Source organism: Polynucleobacter victoriensis, from assembly GCF_900187875.1.
Taxonomy (GTDB): domain Bacteria; phylum Pseudomonadota; class Gammaproteobacteria; order Burkholderiales; family Burkholderiaceae; genus Polynucleobacter; species Polynucleobacter victoriensis.
On sequence record NZ_FYEX01000002.1, the window covers coordinates 318,000 to 334,004 of the forward strand.

General features: G+C 44.2%; 17 protein-coding genes and 1 tRNA gene. All 18 read right to left on the minus strand.

Annotated features, from left to right (window positions below):
- Positions 1-22: 22 nt before the first annotated feature.
- The 18 genes from CFR83_RS07925 to secG all read right to left on the minus strand — a co-directional run bounded on the left by CFR83_RS07925 (position 23) and on the right by secG (position 15,992).
- Entirely contained in the window at positions 23-607 is a 585-nt protein-coding gene (locus CFR83_RS07925) for an NUDIX domain-containing protein (protein ID WP_088813521.1), read from the minus strand.
- A gap of 12 nt (positions 608-619) precedes the next feature.
- On the minus strand, positions 620-940 hold the full coding sequence (locus tag CFR83_RS07930) for a DUF2818 family protein (protein ID WP_088813522.1): 321 nt from the start codon (positions 938-940) through the stop codon (positions 620-622).
- Positions 941-942: 2 nt separating this feature from the next.
- Positions 943-2,424 (minus strand): NADH-quinone oxidoreductase subunit NuoN, encoded by a 1,482-nt coding sequence (gene nuoN / locus CFR83_RS07935; RefSeq protein WP_088813523.1) that lies wholly within the window; start codon positions 2,422-2,424, stop codon positions 943-945.
- 24 nt (positions 2,425-2,448) lie between these two features.
- Positions 2,449-3,915: an NADH-quinone oxidoreductase subunit M gene (locus CFR83_RS07940; RefSeq protein ID WP_088813524.1), complete on the minus strand. Its 1,467-nt coding sequence runs from the start codon at positions 3,913-3,915 to the stop codon at positions 2,449-2,451.
- A 23-nt stretch (positions 3,916-3,938) separates the two neighbouring features.
- Entirely contained in the window at positions 3,939-5,993 is a 2,055-nt protein-coding gene (gene nuoL / locus CFR83_RS07945) for an NADH-quinone oxidoreductase subunit L (RefSeq protein ID WP_088813525.1), read from the minus strand.
- An 11-nt stretch (positions 5,994-6,004) separates the two neighbouring features.
- Positions 6,005-6,313 carry an NADH-quinone oxidoreductase subunit NuoK gene (gene nuoK / locus CFR83_RS07950; RefSeq protein WP_088813526.1) on the minus strand — a complete coding sequence of 103 codons (309 nt, stop codon included), beginning with the start codon at positions 6,311-6,313 and terminating at the stop codon, positions 6,005-6,007.
- Between the two features lie 27 nt (positions 6,314-6,340).
- Entirely contained in the window at positions 6,341-6,964 is a 624-nt protein-coding gene (locus tag CFR83_RS07955; protein WP_088813527.1) for an NADH-quinone oxidoreductase subunit J, read from the minus strand.
- The gene (nuoI, locus tag CFR83_RS07960) at positions 6,961-7,452 is read right to left on the minus strand and encodes an NADH-quinone oxidoreductase subunit NuoI (RefSeq protein ID WP_088813528.1); all 492 of its coding nucleotides are present in this window, start codon (positions 7,450-7,452) and stop codon (positions 6,961-6,963) included. Before nuoI ends, CFR83_RS07955 begins: the two co-directional genes overlap by 4 nt.
- Before the next feature lie 15 nt (positions 7,453-7,467).
- Positions 7,468-8,544: an NADH-quinone oxidoreductase subunit NuoH gene (nuoH, locus tag CFR83_RS07965; RefSeq protein ID WP_088813529.1), complete on the minus strand. Its 1,077-nt coding sequence runs from the start codon at positions 8,542-8,544 to the stop codon at positions 7,468-7,470.
- Positions 8,541-10,847: an NADH-quinone oxidoreductase subunit NuoG gene (gene nuoG, locus CFR83_RS07970; protein WP_088813530.1), complete on the minus strand. Its 2,307-nt coding sequence runs from the start codon at positions 10,845-10,847 to the stop codon at positions 8,541-8,543. Before nuoG ends, nuoH begins: the two co-directional genes overlap by 4 nt.
- A gap of 29 nt (positions 10,848-10,876) precedes the next feature.
- Complete coding sequence (gene nuoF, locus CFR83_RS07975) at positions 10,877-12,172, minus strand: NADH-quinone oxidoreductase subunit NuoF (protein WP_088813531.1); 1,296 nt, start codon at positions 12,170-12,172, stop codon at positions 10,877-10,879.
- Entirely contained in the window at positions 12,169-12,666 is a 498-nt protein-coding gene (nuoE, locus tag CFR83_RS07980) for an NADH-quinone oxidoreductase subunit NuoE (RefSeq protein WP_088813532.1), read from the minus strand. The genes nuoF and nuoE overlap by 4 nt, the downstream gene beginning before the upstream one ends.
- Positions 12,667-12,682: 16 nt before the next feature.
- On the minus strand, positions 12,683-13,936 hold the full coding sequence (locus CFR83_RS07985; RefSeq protein WP_088813533.1) for an NADH-quinone oxidoreductase subunit D: 1,254 nt from the start codon (positions 13,934-13,936) through the stop codon (positions 12,683-12,685).
- Positions 13,937-13,938: 2 nt separating this feature from the next.
- Positions 13,939-14,532, minus strand: coding sequence for an NADH-quinone oxidoreductase subunit C (locus tag CFR83_RS07990; RefSeq protein WP_088813534.1), 594 nt, complete (start codon positions 14,530-14,532; stop codon positions 13,939-13,941).
- 1 nt (position 14,533) lies between these two features.
- Positions 14,534-15,016: a NuoB/complex I 20 kDa subunit family protein gene (locus CFR83_RS07995; RefSeq protein ID WP_088813535.1), complete on the minus strand. Its 483-nt coding sequence runs from the start codon at positions 15,014-15,016 to the stop codon at positions 14,534-14,536.
- A gap of 9 nt (positions 15,017-15,025) precedes the next feature.
- Positions 15,026-15,385 (minus strand): NADH-quinone oxidoreductase subunit A, encoded by a 360-nt coding sequence (locus tag CFR83_RS08000; RefSeq protein ID WP_088813536.1) that lies wholly within the window; start codon positions 15,383-15,385, stop codon positions 15,026-15,028.
- Between the two features lie 87 nt (positions 15,386-15,472).
- Positions 15,473-15,558: transfer RNA gene (locus CFR83_RS08005), tRNA-Leu, on the minus strand.
- A gap of 68 nt (positions 15,559-15,626) precedes the next feature.
- Positions 15,627-15,992, minus strand: a complete 366-nt coding sequence (secG, locus tag CFR83_RS08010) for a preprotein translocase subunit SecG (RefSeq protein ID WP_088813537.1) — start codon at positions 15,990-15,992, stop codon at positions 15,627-15,629.
- Positions 15,993-16,005 lie beyond the last annotated feature (13 nt).

Below are 16,005 nucleotides of genomic sequence, written 5' to 3' on the forward strand. Positions count from 1 at the left end.
ATTTATTTGTTTATTTATTGCTTTATTTCTTGTTTAGTTTTTTCTCTAGGTGATACACCGAGATAATGGTTTTAACATCAGTGATCTTGCCTTCTGCAATCCATTGATGCATTTCATCTAAGGTTGCAGCAAAGACATCGAGGAACTCACCTTCATCCAAAGACCTTTCACCAGCAGTCAAGCCCTTGGCTAAATAGATGTCGATGAATTCTGTGGAATATGAAATCACTGGGTGTATACGCCCCAAAAACTCCCATGTTGTGGCGGTATAACCTGTTTCTTCCAATAACTCTCTTTGGGCACACAACAATGGGTCCTCGCCCACCTCTAATTTACCCGCGGGGATTTCTAGCATGGCAGCATCTACTGGGTATCTAAACTGCCTTTCTAAGATGATCCTGCCATCATCCAATATCGGCACTATTGCTATAGCACCTGGATGAATCAAATACTCACGAAACGTTTCATTACCATCAGGCAACTTAACGATGTCTTTTTTTAATTTTAAGAATTTACCTTGATAGGCATCTTCAGAAGAAATCGGATGCTCACGCAAGTGATCATCTGTGACTGGCAAATCTGATAGATTTTTTTCTGATTTAGTCACGAGTAGAAATCATTACTGATGCGCATCATTGCGATGCTTAACCAAAAATCGCCATGTAAAGCCGGGAAAAGCAGCTACAAGGAAAAGGCAAACAGTGACCGCAAAGAACTCCCAACGTTTAGGGAACACATTACCCATGAAGCTTTCTAAGCTATAACCAAGCAAGCCAATCACTGCATACCAAATGAGCATTTCTAATAAACACCAACCAACGTGTTTTTGCTCAAGCGGTTTAACAAACAAGAATTTAGACGATACAAAAGCCAAATTGGCCGCGACCAGCGCGACCAATATGAATAACCAAGATTCTAGGCTTAAGCCTGTTGGAGACATGGTTAACTGAGTAATGTTTTAGACATGGCAGTTAAACAAAGTGCCATTAATGTTGCAGGGTAAATGCCACACACCAACACAAATAAACCATTTAATGTGAAAGTAGTTTTAGCAATTGCACCACCCTCAATAGCAGCAGTTTGTGTTGGCTCATCAAAGTACATGCACTTCACAACACGCAAGTAATAGAAAGCACCAATCAATGAAGTCATGACAGCGATGATGGCGATGTAAAGATGACCAGCATCTACCAATGTTTCAAGGATTGATAACTTAGCAGCAAAACCTACTGTTGGAGGAATACCTGCCAATGAGAACATCAAGATCAAGCCCATGAAAGCCATCCATGGGTTGCGACGATTAAGACCCTTTAGATCATCCAATGTCTCACACTCATAACCTTGACGTGACAAGATCATCAATAAACCGAATGAGCCTAATGTTGTTAATACATAAGTCACGGCGTAGAACAATGCAGCGCTATAAGCATGCTGGTCAAAAATCGACAACATACCAAGCATCATGAAACCCATGTGCGAAATTGTTGAGTAAGCCAACATACGCTTCAAGTTCGTTTGCATGATGGCTGTTAAGTTACCAACCACCAATGATAAAACCGCCAAAATCATGATCATTGGCTGCCAATCCTGAGTCAATGGCAATAAACCGCCGACCAATAAGCGGAATAGCAAACCAAATGCAGCCACTTTTGGAGCGCCTGCAATCATTAGAGTAATAGCAGTTGGTGCACCTTGGTACACGTCTGGCACCCACATATGAAATGGTGCCGCACCCAACTTGAACGCCAAACCAGAAACAATGAATACCACGGCAAACGCAAGCACTAAACGATTAATACGCTCATCACTCACAGCCTTTAGGATCTCATCAAGATCTAAGCTACCTGTTGCACCGTAAAGCATTGACATACCGTAGAGCAAGAAACCTGACGCCAAAGCGCCCAAGATGAAATACTTCATCGCTGCTTCCGTGCCCACTTCAGAGTCACGTTTCATAGCAACCAATGCATAAGTAGGCAAAGCCAATAACTCAAGACCTAAATACAAAGTCATCAAGTTAGAACCAGAAATCATCACGCACTGACCAGTCAACGCTAAGAGCGTCAATACAATGAAATCAACGCGGAATAGACCGCGGTCAATCAAGTACTGCTTTGAATAGATCAAGCTAATGAATACAGCTAAACAAGCTACTGACTTAAGGATGCTTGATAACGCATCCACCATAAATAGGTTGTTAAATGCATGTACAGGCTGATCAACTGCTTGCAAACCAAAGGCAGCACTCAAACCAATCAACAAAGCCAAGGTGATCTTGTAGGCCAATGATGCGCCACGAGGAGCGTGGAAAATATCTTCGTCTGTTGCCTGTGGCTCATTCATAAAAGCGGTCAATAACAATAGGCAAGCTACTGTTACGAGCACCAACTCTGGCAACATGGCAATGAGGTCAATCGATTGCATATATTTCTCTTTCCTCTTTCAGGATCAAAGCTTGCTAACTGCTACGTGCTTTAAAAGCTCGATAACAGAAACGTGCATCACATCTGTAAATGGTTTTGGATATACACCCATGCCAATCGTGAAAATGGCCAAGATGCTCATAATTAAAAATTCACGCTTATTAATGTCTGTTAGTTCTGCAACATGTTGATTCGCCACTTCGCCAAAGAACACGCGCTTAGTCATCCACAATGAATAAGCAGCACCCAAAATAAGGGCTGTGGCTGCCAAGATGCCAATCACAAAGTCGTAATCAACCGCAGCCAAAATCACCATGAACTCGCCTACGAAACCTGATGTAGCTGGCAAACCGCAGTTAGCCATCGCAAATAACACTGCAAACGCTGCAAATTTAGGCATGGTGTTCACTACGCCACCGTAATCAGCGATTTGACGTGAATGCATACGGTCATACAAAACGCCGATGCTCAAGAACATAGCACCAGAAATGAAACCGTGAGAAATCATTTGCACAATCGCACCTTCAACACCCATTGGATTGAAGATGAAGAAACCTAAGGTCACAAAGCCCATGTGAGCAATTGATGAGTAAGCCACCAATTTCTTCATATCAGCCTGAACAAGTGCCACCAAGCCAATGTAGATCACAGCCACCAGTGATAGCGCGATAACTGCAGGCGCTAAGTATTGGCTAGCATCTGGAGCGATTGGTAATGAGAATCTTAAGAAGCCATAAGCACCTAACTTCAACATGATCGCCGCCAACACCACAGAGCCACCGGTAGGAGCTTCTACGTGAGCATCTGGCAACCAAGTATGTACTGGCCACATTGGCACTTTCACGGCAAATGCCATGAAGAATGCGCCAAAGATTAATACTTGTTCAACGATATCTAATTTAGCTTTGTGCCAAGCCAAAATGCTGAATGTATCTGTCACGTTGTACAAATACAAGATCGCAATCAAAGTTAGCAATGAACCCAATAATGTGTACAAGAAGAATTTAAACGCTGCGTACACGCGATTTGGGCCACCCCATACACCAATAATGATGTACATCGGAATGAGCGTAGCTTCAAAGAAGACGTAGAACAACAAACCGTCTAATGCAGCAAATACGCCAATCATTAAACCAGATAGGATCAAGAATGCAGCCATGTACTGAGCTACGTTCTCGGTGATTACTTCCCAAGCAGCCATCACCACAATGACTGTGATAAACGCTGTTAGAACCACAAACCACATTGAGATGCCATCTACACCTAGGTAATAGTTGATGTCATAACGTGGCACCCAAGCTACCTGCTCAACAAATTGCATTGCCGCTGTGCTGGTGTCAAATCCGGTAATCAATGGAATGGTGGCTGACAAGCTGATCAAAGAACCAATCAGTGCCATCACGCGAACATAGCCTTTGCTATTGTCCGAACCTGTGAACAAAATAATTAGACCGAAAATAATCGGCAACCAAATTGAGTAAGAAAGAATCATGTCGTGGCGCTCTATCTGTTGTTTTATTTAATGGAGCCTAAATGGGTATACAAAATCCAGCCGATCAAACCAATCAAGCCAAGAATCATTGCAAAGGCATAGTGGTAAATGTATCCAGACTGCACTTGACGAACAGTTGCTGAGAACCAAGCCACCACTCTGGTGCTACCGTTAACAACTAAACCATCAATCAAACCTTGATCTGCACCCTTCCACAAGCTAGTACCCAATACGCGAGCACCTTTAGCAAATACAGCTTGGTTGAAATCATCCAAGTAGTACTTGTTATCCAAAATTGCTTTTACTGGAGCAAGCACTCTGGCAAAGAATGCTGGAATCTGAGGCAACCAAAGATAGAACACGGCTGCAGTCACAACACCACCAAGCGCTAAATAAAGTACTGGGCTATGTAATGAGTGCGCTGCCATTGCCACTGGGCCATGGAACGCTTCTGCAAGTTCTTTCATTGAGTGATGTTTAACAACATCAACAAAAATGGCGTTGCCGAAGAAGTCACCAAATAACATTGGGCCAATTGTGAAGTAACCAACAATCACTGATGGAATTGCCAATAAAACTAACGGCAAGGTAACAACCCATGGTGACTCATGTGGTTTTTGACCTGGTGCCAAACCATGGTGATGATCATCATGATGGTCATCATGAGCATCGTGACCGTGATCATCGTGAGCTTGACCAAAACGTTCTTTACCGTGAAATACCAAGAAGTACATACGGAATGAGTAGAACGCTGTAATAAATACACCAGCCATCACTGCAAAGTGGGCAAAGCCTGAACCGTAGATGTGGCTCTCTGCTACTGCTTCAATGATGGAGTCTTTTGAGTAGAAACCTGAGAAGAATGGCGTACCAATCAAAGCCAATGAGCCAAGCAATGATGTGAGCCAAGTGATTGGCATGTACTTCCACAAACCACCCATGTTACGCATGTCTTGATCATGATGCATACCCATGATCACGCTACCAGCGCCCAAGAATAACAAGGCTTTAAAGAAAGCGTGCGTCATCAAGTGGAATACAGCGATTGGATACGCTGACACACCCAAGGCAACAGTCATGTAACCTAATTGAGAAAGCGTTGAGTAGGCAACCACGCGTTTGATGTCGTTTTGGACAATACCCAAGAAGCCCATGAACAAGGCTGTAATTGAGCCAATGATCAATACGAATGACAAGGCTGTATCAGTTAACTCAAACAATGGTGACATACGGCTCACCATAAAGATACCTGCTGTCACCATCGTTGCCGCGTGAATCAACGCAGAAATCGGTGTTGGACCTTCCATAGAGTCTGGCAACCAAACATGCAATGGGAATTGAGCTGATTTACCCATCGCACCGATGAATAAACAAATACAAGCAACTGTTAATAGATTCCAGTCAGTGCCAGGCAATACTTGCTGCACCAATACATCTTTTTGTGCAAATACACCGTCGTAGCTCATGCTGCCGCTATAAGCCAACAACAAGCCAATACCCAAGATGAAACCAAAGTCACCTACACGGTTTACTAAGAAAGCCTTCATGTTGGCGAAGATGGCTGTTGGACGTGTGTACCAGAAGCCAATCAATAAGTAAGACACCAAGCCAACCGCTTCCCAACCAAAGAATAGTTGCAAGAAGTTGTTGCTCATCACCAACATCAACATAGAGAAGGTGAATAAAGAGATGTATGCAAAGAAACGTGAATAACCTTCGTCTTCAGCCATGTAACCGATGGTGTAAATGTGAACCATCAATGACACAAATGTCACAACCACCATCATCATGGCAGTCAATGGATCAACCAAGAAGCCTACTTCTAGGCTTAACTCACCCAATTGCATCCATGTATAGATCGTCTCGTTAAAGCGTGCACCCGCTAATACATCATTTAGAACCATGAATGAGAGCACGCAAGCAATTGCAACACCCAAAATAGTTGCTGTGTGAGCTGCAGCTCTACCAATCAAGTTACCAAAAAACTTGGTGCCAAATAAACCAGCAATAGCAGCACCAACCAATGGTGCTAACGGAATTGCTAGAAGTAGAAGAGGATTTAGAGTTGGAGTAGTCATATGTATCTCTGTTAGCCCTTCAGTTGTCCAAGGTCTTCAGCATGAATCGTGTCAAGCTTGCGGAACATGGTGACCAAAATAGCCAAACCAATCGCTGCTTCTGCGGCAGCCACAGTCAAAATGAAAAACACAAAAACTTGACCAGCCATGTCGCCCAAGTAATGGGAGAAAGCCACAAAGTTCAAGTTAACCGCTAAAAGCATTAATTCAATTGACATCAAAAGAACGATCAAGTTCTTACGATTCAAGAAAATACCCACAATGCCTGTGGCAAATAGGATGGCGCCTAGCACTAAGTAATGAGCCAAGGTAATAGTCATATATTGATCCTTTTTCCCTATTCCCTATTAGTCTTTAGTTGCTGTTGTATCAGCATTCATTGTTGAGACCATGCGTACGCGATCTTCTTTACGCGTACGAATTTGCTCAGCAATATCTTGTGTTTTAGTGTCTTTACGGCGACGCAATGTCAAAGCTACTGAAGCGATGATTGCCACCAATAAAATCACGCCTGCCACTTCAAAGCTAAATAGATACTCTGTGTACAACAAAGTACCCAAAGCTTTGGTGTTGTTTGCAGCAACTTCTGGACTTAAAGCTTGAACTGGTTGCGCTGTACCGATAAAGCCACGAATCAACACAATCGACATTTCAGCAACAATCACTGCACCCACCAACGAAGCCACTGGCATGAATTGTTTAAAGCCCTTACGCATGTGATCTAGGTCGAGGTCTAGCATCATCACCACGAACAAGAAGAGCACCATCACAGCACCCACATAAACCAAGACCAACAAGATGGCCAAGAATTCTGCATGCAATAGCATCCAAATGCCTGCGGCTGTAAAGAATGACAACACCAAGAACAAGGCAGCATGAACTGGATTGCGCGCTGTAATCACACGCAAAGCAGCAATCACTAGAATTGCCGAGAAGATGTAAAAAAGAAGTGTTTTAGGTTCTAGCATCATTTGTATTTAGCATCCGCTGATTTATTGGCTGCGATTTCATTTTCGTAACGATCACCAACCGCTAACAACATGTCTTTTGTGAAATACAAGTCGCCACGCTTTTCACCGTGGTACTCATGAATATGAGTCTCAACAATCGCATCTACTGGACAAGCTTCTTCGCAGAAACCGCAGAAAATGCACTTAGTTAAATCAATGTCATAACGAGTTGTGCGGCGAGAACCATCTTCACGCTGATCAGACTCAATTGAGATCGCCATCGCAGGGCAAACTGCTTCACACAATTTACAGGCGATGCAACGCTCTTCGCCATTTGGATAGCGACGCAATGCATGCAAACCACGGAAACGTGGTGACATTGGAGTTTTTTCTTCTGGATACTGAACAGTAATTTTTGGTTTAAACAAATACTTACCAGTCAGCGCCAAGCCTTGAAAGAGTTCTTTCAATAAGAGGCTGTTTAAAAATTCACGGATACGTTGGAACATAGTCAAATCCCCGCCTTATTTCCAAATATTCCAGGGTGACAATACCCAAGCACCTACCAACAAGATCCAGAAGATCGAGATAGGGATAAATACCTTCCAACCCAAACGCATGATTTGGTCATAACGGTAACGCGGGAAAGAAGCGCGCAACCAGATAAAGCATGACAAGAAGAAGAATGTTTTACCAACTAACCAGAAGAAACCTGGGATGTCGCGTAAAACTGGTGCATCAATGATTGGAGACCAACCACCAAAGAACATGATTGAAGTTAAAGCAGCAATCAAAATCATGTTGGCGTATTCAGCCAAGAAGAACATCGCAAATGCCATTCCTGAGTACTCAATCATGTGACCAGCCACAATCTCAGACTCACCCTCAACCACGTCAAATGGGTGACGGTTTAATTCAGCCACGCCAGAGATAAAGTAGATCAAGAACATTGGCAATAAAGGTAGCCAGTTCCAAGACAAAAAGTTCAAGCCCAAGCTAGCAAAGTAACCAGTTTGCTGCGACTTCACAATATCAGTGATATTCAAAGTGCCAGAAATAATCAAAATCGATGCTAGAGCAAAACCCATCGCAATCTCATAAGAAACCATTTGCGCTGAAGCGCGCATAGCACCTAAGAAAGCATATTTAGAGTTAGATGCCCAACCAGCCAAGATAATGCCGTACACACCAATCGATGTGATTGCCATGACATACAACAAACCAGCATTCACATTGGCAAGCACTAGTTCCGCTTGGAAAGGTACCACTGCCCATGCAGCAAAAGCAGGTGCAATCACCATCACTGGAGCAACGATATAAAGAACTTTATTGGCCTTGCTTGGAATGATGACTTCTTTAAGCAATAACTTGAGAGCATCAGCAATCGGTTGCAATAAACCCAATGGACCAACACGGTTTGGCCCCAAACGGATATGCATCCAACCAATTAGCTTACGCTCCCAAAGAGTGAGGTAAGCCACACAACCAAACATCGGCAATACGATGATGACAATCTTTAATAAGGTCCAAACAATCGGCCAAAGCAACTCACCAAAAAGCGCCAAGCCGTGCGTGTTGATAGTTTGAATTAATTCAGTCATACACGCTCCACTGTTAATAGACCAAACATTGAGCCCAATTGCGCGCTCACTGATGTTGCAGCAGATAAACGAACAACGCCATCAGCCAATGCTTTTTCTTCAGTAGCTGGCATCGTGACACTCAAACCAGATTGACTGACCTTAACAGCATCACCTTCTTTTAAGCCCAACTGCATAAATAAACTTGATGGCACACCCAACTTGATAGCTCGCTTAGCATCTTGCGTTAACTGCAAGGCGGGTGCACGACGCACAATCGCATCACTTGAATGAATCGCCACATCAGCTAAACGCTCAACTGCTGGAGTAAACAAGCTAGTCACCGCAGGTGCTACCGTAGTTGTATTACTCAACTTCGCAGCAAAATCAGTTGGCACTGCTTCGCCCAACACTTCTTCTGAAGAATTGAAATAGAAGTTATCTAGGTTTAATAAGTTACCAAGCACTCGTAATACTTTCCATGCAGGACGAGCATCACCTAATGGGCGAACAGCCGCTTGCACAGATTGCAACGTGCCTTCAGCATTAATGTAGCTACCAGATGTTTCTGAGTATGGAGTAACCGGCAACAACACATCAGCCACTTCACGTAACTCTGGGCTATCAAATGCTGTCATTGCAATCACAGTGCCAGCCTTAGCCAAAGTAGCTTTCGCTGCTTGTGGATTTGCCAAATCTGCACTTGGCTCTAAACCCAACAATACAACTGCTTTGAGATCTTTTGCCAAGATTCCTTCTACACCAGCAGAAGAAATGGCTTGAACCACATGAGCACCTACTGAGTTACCACCTTCAGGTAAGAAACCTAAAGTAGCGTCTGTATTTGCTGCAATAAATTGTGCATAAGCATGAAGTTGCGCAAACTGTGGGTGAGCCATCGCAGCTGCACCCAAGAAGACTGCTTTACGCTCACCACTTAGCAAGCTATCAGCAATCGCTTTTGCACTAGCACTGACGTTCGCATTGCTTGGTGCATTAATTCCTTTTGCTTGAGCAACTGCAGCTGCTACACCAGCCAACTCAGCTGGCCAATTGGATGGCGCAACTTGTGCACTAGCAGCAACTGGCATGAGCCAATCTTCAGAGCTAGCACCCAAACGAGTTACTTTTAAACCACGCTTCGTTGCTGCGCGAACACGTGCTGCCAATAGAGGTTGATCTTTACGTAAGAAGCTGCCAATAAAGAATGCGCGTTGTAACTGACCAACTTCAGCAATCTTCATACCAAGCCATGGGGCTTTAGCCGCACCGCTCACGTCTTGTTGACGCAAACGTGTCTCAATATTTTGTGAACCTAAGCCACTCAACACCTTCTTCAATAAGTGCAACTCTTCAACACTAGCCATTGGATGAGCCAAAGCAGCAATCGCATCAGAGCCATGGTCGGCTTTAATTGAATTCAAAGAACGGCTAGCATAATCTAAAGCCGCTTCCCAATCTGTCTCAATCCAACGATTGTCTTGCTTAACCATAGGTTTTTTCAAACGATCAGCACCGTTTAAACCTTCATAAGCAAAACGATCTTTGTCGCTGATCCAGCATTCATTGATAGCTTCGTTTTCTAACGGCACTGTGCGCAAGACTTGATTTGCTTTTGTCTGCAACACCACGTTTGAACCCAAAGAATCATGTGGGCTCACTGAGCGCTTACGACCCAACTCCCATGTACGTGCTGAATAACGGAATGGCTTACTTGTCAAAGCACCCACAGGGCACAAATCAATCATGTTGCCTGACAATTCAGAATCAACAGATTTACCAACAAATGATGTGATTTCAGAATGCTCGCCACGGTTGAGCATACCCAACTCCATGACACCAGCAATCTCTTGTCCAAAACGAACACAGCGGGTGCAATGAATACAACGGCTCATCTCTTCCATTGAAATCAATGGGCCAACATTTTTATGAAACACCACACGCTTTTCTTCAGAGTAACGTGAAGTAGTTTTACCGTAACCTACTGCCAAATCCTGTAACTGACACTCACCACCTTGGTCGCAAATTGGGCAATCCAATGGATGGTTGATCAACAAAAATTCCATGACAGATTTCTGAGCTTGAACGGCTTTCTCAGAATGAGTGTGAACCTTCATGCCTGGTGTTACTGGTGTTGCACAAGCTGGTAAAGGCTTAGGAGCCTTCTCCACTTCAACCAAACACATGCGGCAGTTAGCAGCTATTGATAATTTCTTGTGATAGCAAAAGTGAGGAATGTGCGTGCCCAATTTCTTGGCCGCATCCATCACCATAGAACCCTGTTGGACTTCTACTGCTTTGCCATCAATTTCGATTTCAACCATCTTTTTTCCTGTCGATCTCTTTTAGACGCTTAAACGTAAGCCGGCACAATGCAACGCTTGTGCTCAACGTGATACGCAAACTCATCCATGTAATGCTTCAACATGCCACGCACTGGCATTGCCGCAGCATCACCTAATGCACAAATTGTTCTACCTTGAATATTTGCAGCAACATCATTCAAAAGATCTAGATCTTCTGGACGACCTTCACCATGTTCAATGCGGTTAACAATGCGCCACAACCAACCCGTGCCTTCACGGCATGGCGTACATTGACCACAAGACTCTTCGTGATAGAAGTAAGACAAACGCAGTAAAGACTTGACCATACAACGCGTCTCATCCATCACAATCACAGCTCCAGAACCCAACATAGAACCTGCTTTTGCAATGCTGTCGTAGTCCATGTCTGTTTCCATCATCATGGCACCAGGAACAACCGGCGCAGATGAACCACCAGGAATAACAGCTTTAATTTTTTTGCCACCGCGCATACCACCAGCCAACTCTAAAAGAGTTGCAAATGATGTGCCCAATGGAATCTCATAGTTACCAGGGCGCTCTACGTCACCTGAAATTGAGAAGATCTTTGTGCCGCCATTATTAGGTTTACCTAATTTGGCATAAGCCTCACCACCTACTGCAAAGATGAATGGCACAGCTGAGAAAGTCTCAGTGTTATTAATTGTTGTTGGCTTGCCATACAAACCAAAACTAGCAGGGAAAGGTGGCTTGAAGCGTGGCTGACCTTTTTTACCCTCTAATGATTCCAAGAGCGCAGTTTCTTCACCGCAAATGTATGCACCCCAACCATGGTGAGCATGCAATTGGAATGAAAACTCTGAACCACAAATCTTGTCACCCAAGAAACCTGCTGCACGAGCCTCTTCTAAAGCTTCCTCAAAGCGCGCGTAACCTTCCCAGATTTCTCCGTGAATGTAGTTATAACCAACTGAAATACCCATGGCGTAAGCAGCAATCGCCATACCTTCAATCAATGCGTGTGGGTTATAACGAATGATGTCGCGGTCTTTAAATGTTCCTGGCTCACCTTCGTCGGTATTACAAACTAGATATTTATTGCCTGGGAACTGACGTGGCATGAAACTCCACTTCAAACCCGTTGGGAAACCAGCACCGCCACGACCACGTAACCCAGAAGCTTTCACTTCTGCAATCACAGCTTCAGGCGTAATACCTTCTGTCAAAATTTTGCGCAATTGAGCATAGCCACCACGCGCAACGTAATCTTTTAAGTGCCAGTTATCACCATTTAAACCAGCCAAGATCAACGGCTGAATGTGACGATCGTGCAAACAGGTCATGCTGCACCTCCCTGGGCTTTAGCTTTTAATTCTTCAATCAAAGCATCTAGCTTTTCATTACTCATAAAGCTACACATTGTTTTGTTATTCACAATAGCTACTGGTGCATCACCACAAGCACCCATGCACTCACCTTCTTTTAATGTGAAAGTGCCACAAGGAGTTGTTTCGTTGTAACCAATACCCAATTTTTTCTTTAGATACTCACCAGCACGAGCACCGCCAGATAATTCGCATGGCAAGTTTGTGCAAACTGCTAATTTGAATTTACCAACTGGCTTGGTGTCATACATGTTGTAAAAAGTTGCTACTTCTTGAACAGCAATTGGAGGCATCTCCAAAATGACTGCAAGCTCTTCAATAGCTTCTGGTGTTACCCAACCATATTGGTCTTGAGCAACAACCAATGCAGCCATCACTGCAGATTGTTTTTGGTCAGCTGGATATTTAGCAATGTTGCGATCTATCTCAGCGCGGGCTTGTGCAGACAACATACGTTCTCTTATCCTTTTAGCGGTCAATCTCGCCGAACACAATGTCCTGCGTACCAATAATCGTTACAGCATCAGCCAACATATGACCTTTTGCCATCTCATCTAAAGCTGATAAATGCACAAAACCTGGCGCACGAATCTTCAAGCGATATGGCTTGTTAGCACCGTCAGAAATTGCATAAATACCAAACTCACCTTTTGGATGCTCAACCGCTGCATAAGCTTCGCCAGCTGGTACGTGAATACCTTCAGTGAATAACTTGAAGTGGTGAATCAACTCTTCCATGTTGGACTTCATATCCACACGTTTAGGGCTTGTTACTTTGTGGTTGTCACTCATCACAGGACCTGGGTTAGCACGCAACCAGTTCACACACTGCTTAATGATTCTGTTTGATTGGCGCATCTCTTCTACACGCACCAAGTAACGATCATATGAGTCACCGTTCACACCAACAGGAATATCAAAATCTAGCTTGCTGTAAACCTCATACGGCTGCTTCTTACGCAAGTCCCACTCGATACCTGAACCACGCAACATCGCACCCGTGAAGCCCATTTGCAATGCACGCTCTGGAGATACAACACCAATACCTACCAAGCGTTGTTTCCAAATACGGTTGTCTGTGAGCAATGTTTCATACTCATCAACATATGTTGGGAATCTGTTTGTAAAGTCTTCAATGAAATCCAACAAAGAACCTTGACGGTTTTCATTTAATTTCTTAACGGCTTTTTCACCACGAATCTTATTAGCCAAATACTGTGGCATTGAATCTGGTAAATCACGGTAAACACCACCCGGACGATAGTAAGCAGCGTGCATACGCGCACCAGAAACTGCTTCATACATATCGAATAGATCTTCACGCTCACGGAAAGCGTACAAGAACACCGCCATCGCACCAACGTCTAAACCGTGACAGCCAATCCAGAGCAAGTGATTCAATAAACGTGTGATCTCATCAAACATCACGCGGATGTATTGCGCACGCTCTGGCACTTCAATTTGCAATAGTTTCTCAATAGCCATCACATAAGCGTGCTCATTAGCCATCATCGATACGTAGTCCAAACGATCCATGTATGGAACGTTTTGTACCCATGTACGTGTCTCAGCTAATTTTTCTGTAGCACGATGCAATAAACCAATATGTGGATCAGAGCGTTGAATCACTTCACCGTCTAACTCCAACACCAAACGTAGAACACCGTGAGCCGCAGGGTGCTGCGGACCAAAGTTAAGTGTGTAATTTTTAATGTCTGCCATGATTAAGACCCGTAGCTTTCTTCACGAATCACTCTTGGAGTTACTTCGCGAGGATCAATCGTGACGGGTTGGTAAATAACGCGTTTTTGCTCTGGGTCGTAACGCATTTCAACGTTACCTGACACAGGGAAATCTTTACGGAATGGGTGACCAATGAAACCGTAGTCAGTCAAGATACGACGCAAGTCGTCATGACCTTCAAATAGAATGCCGTACAAGTCAAACGCTTCGCGCTCAAACCAGTTAGCAGAACTCCAAATAGGCGTTACTGAAGCCACAAGCGGAAAACTATCGTCTGGGGCAAATACGCGCAAACGTAAACGCCAGTTGTGTTTTACAGACAACAAATGGCTGACTGCTGCAAAACGTGGGCCTTCCCAAGTTGCATTGTCATAGTCGCTATAGTCAACACCACACAAGTCAATCAACTGATCAAAGCCTAAAGTAGGCTCATCACGCAATGTTGTTGCAACTTCCAAGTAATCTTCTGAACGAACTACTAAAGTTAATTCGCCAAGAGCCTCGTGCAAACGAGATACTTTTTTACCAAGAACTTTTTCTAAACGCTCTTTAAGCACAGTTAGCATGTCTGACATATCAAGCCTTTCTCGCTATCGTGCTGGTACGTTTGATCTTGGCTTGCAACTGAATGATGCCGTACATCAAAGCTTCAGCAGTTGGAGGGCAACCTGGCACATAAACATCCACAGGCACGATGCGGTCACAGCCACGCACCACTGAATATGAATAGTGGTAGTAACCACCGCCATTAGCGCAAGAACCCATTGAGATCACCCAACGTGGCTCAGGCATTTGGTCATACACTTTACGTAAAGCTGGAGCCATTTTGTTACACAATGTGCCAGCAACAATCATCAAATCTGATTGACGTGGTGATGGTCTAAACACCACACCGAAACGGTCTAAGTCATAACGTGATGCGCCTGCATGCATCATCTCAACAGCGCAACAGGCAAGACCAAATGTCATTGGCCACAATGATCCTGTGCGAGTCCAGTTGATCAGCTTGTCAGCTGACGTTGTTACAAAACCTTCTTTTAAGATACCTTCAAGAGCCATGTCCAGTCCTTACTCCCAATTAAGGGCGCCTTTCTTCCAGATGTAGGCAAAGCCAATCACGAATTCCAACAAGAAAATGAACATGGAGATGTATCCAGCCCAACCAATCTCAGATAGCGCTACACCCCACGGAAAGAGGAAAGCAGTTTCTAAGTCAAAAAGAATAAAAAGAATCGCTACAAGGTAATAGCGCACATCGAATTTCATGCGGGCGTCTTCAAACGCATCAAAACCGCACTCATATGGAGAAATTTTTTCAGTATCTGGCTTATTGGGGCCAAGAATTTTGCCCAAAGTCATAGGAACCAAGCCTACGCCAATACCTACAAGGATAAATAGCAAAACGGGGAAATAGTTTTCTAAGTTCAAGAGCGTTCCAATTCGTGACTCTAAACAACAACTTCAAATTTTCTCTAACTGGTCTTGCAGCTTTCTGACAGGCTGCAGACCCCCATTTGGTGCCGTCGGCGAGACTCGAACTCGCACAGCTTTACGCCACTACCCCCTCAAGATAGCGTGTCTACCAATTCCACCACGACGGCCTACGGTAAAACCCTAAGATTTTAGCCTAATGGCGCGTCTTTTTTAGGGTTTTTTGAGGTTTTCCTGATTATTTAGGAACGCTTTGGCCAGATCCTGTAGCTGGCGCTGTGCTGGCTGGGGCAGCTGCTGGAACTTCTGGAGCAGCCGCTGGAGCTGGAGCGCTAGTACCTGACAAAACGCCCGCATTTTGAGATTTTGTTGAACCAATCAAAGTAATGGCCAAAGTTGTCACAAAAAACACTGTGGCAAAGCCAGCTGTTAAACGTGAAAGGAAGTTGGCTGAACCGGCCGCACCAAATAAACCACCCGATGAACCACCGCCGAAGGCTGCGCCCATATCAGCGCCCTTACCCTGCTGAACCAATACCAAAGCAATTACGCCAATAGCAGCAATAATTTGCAACACAACTAACAATGTTTTAAGCCATTCCATCTGATTCTCCAAA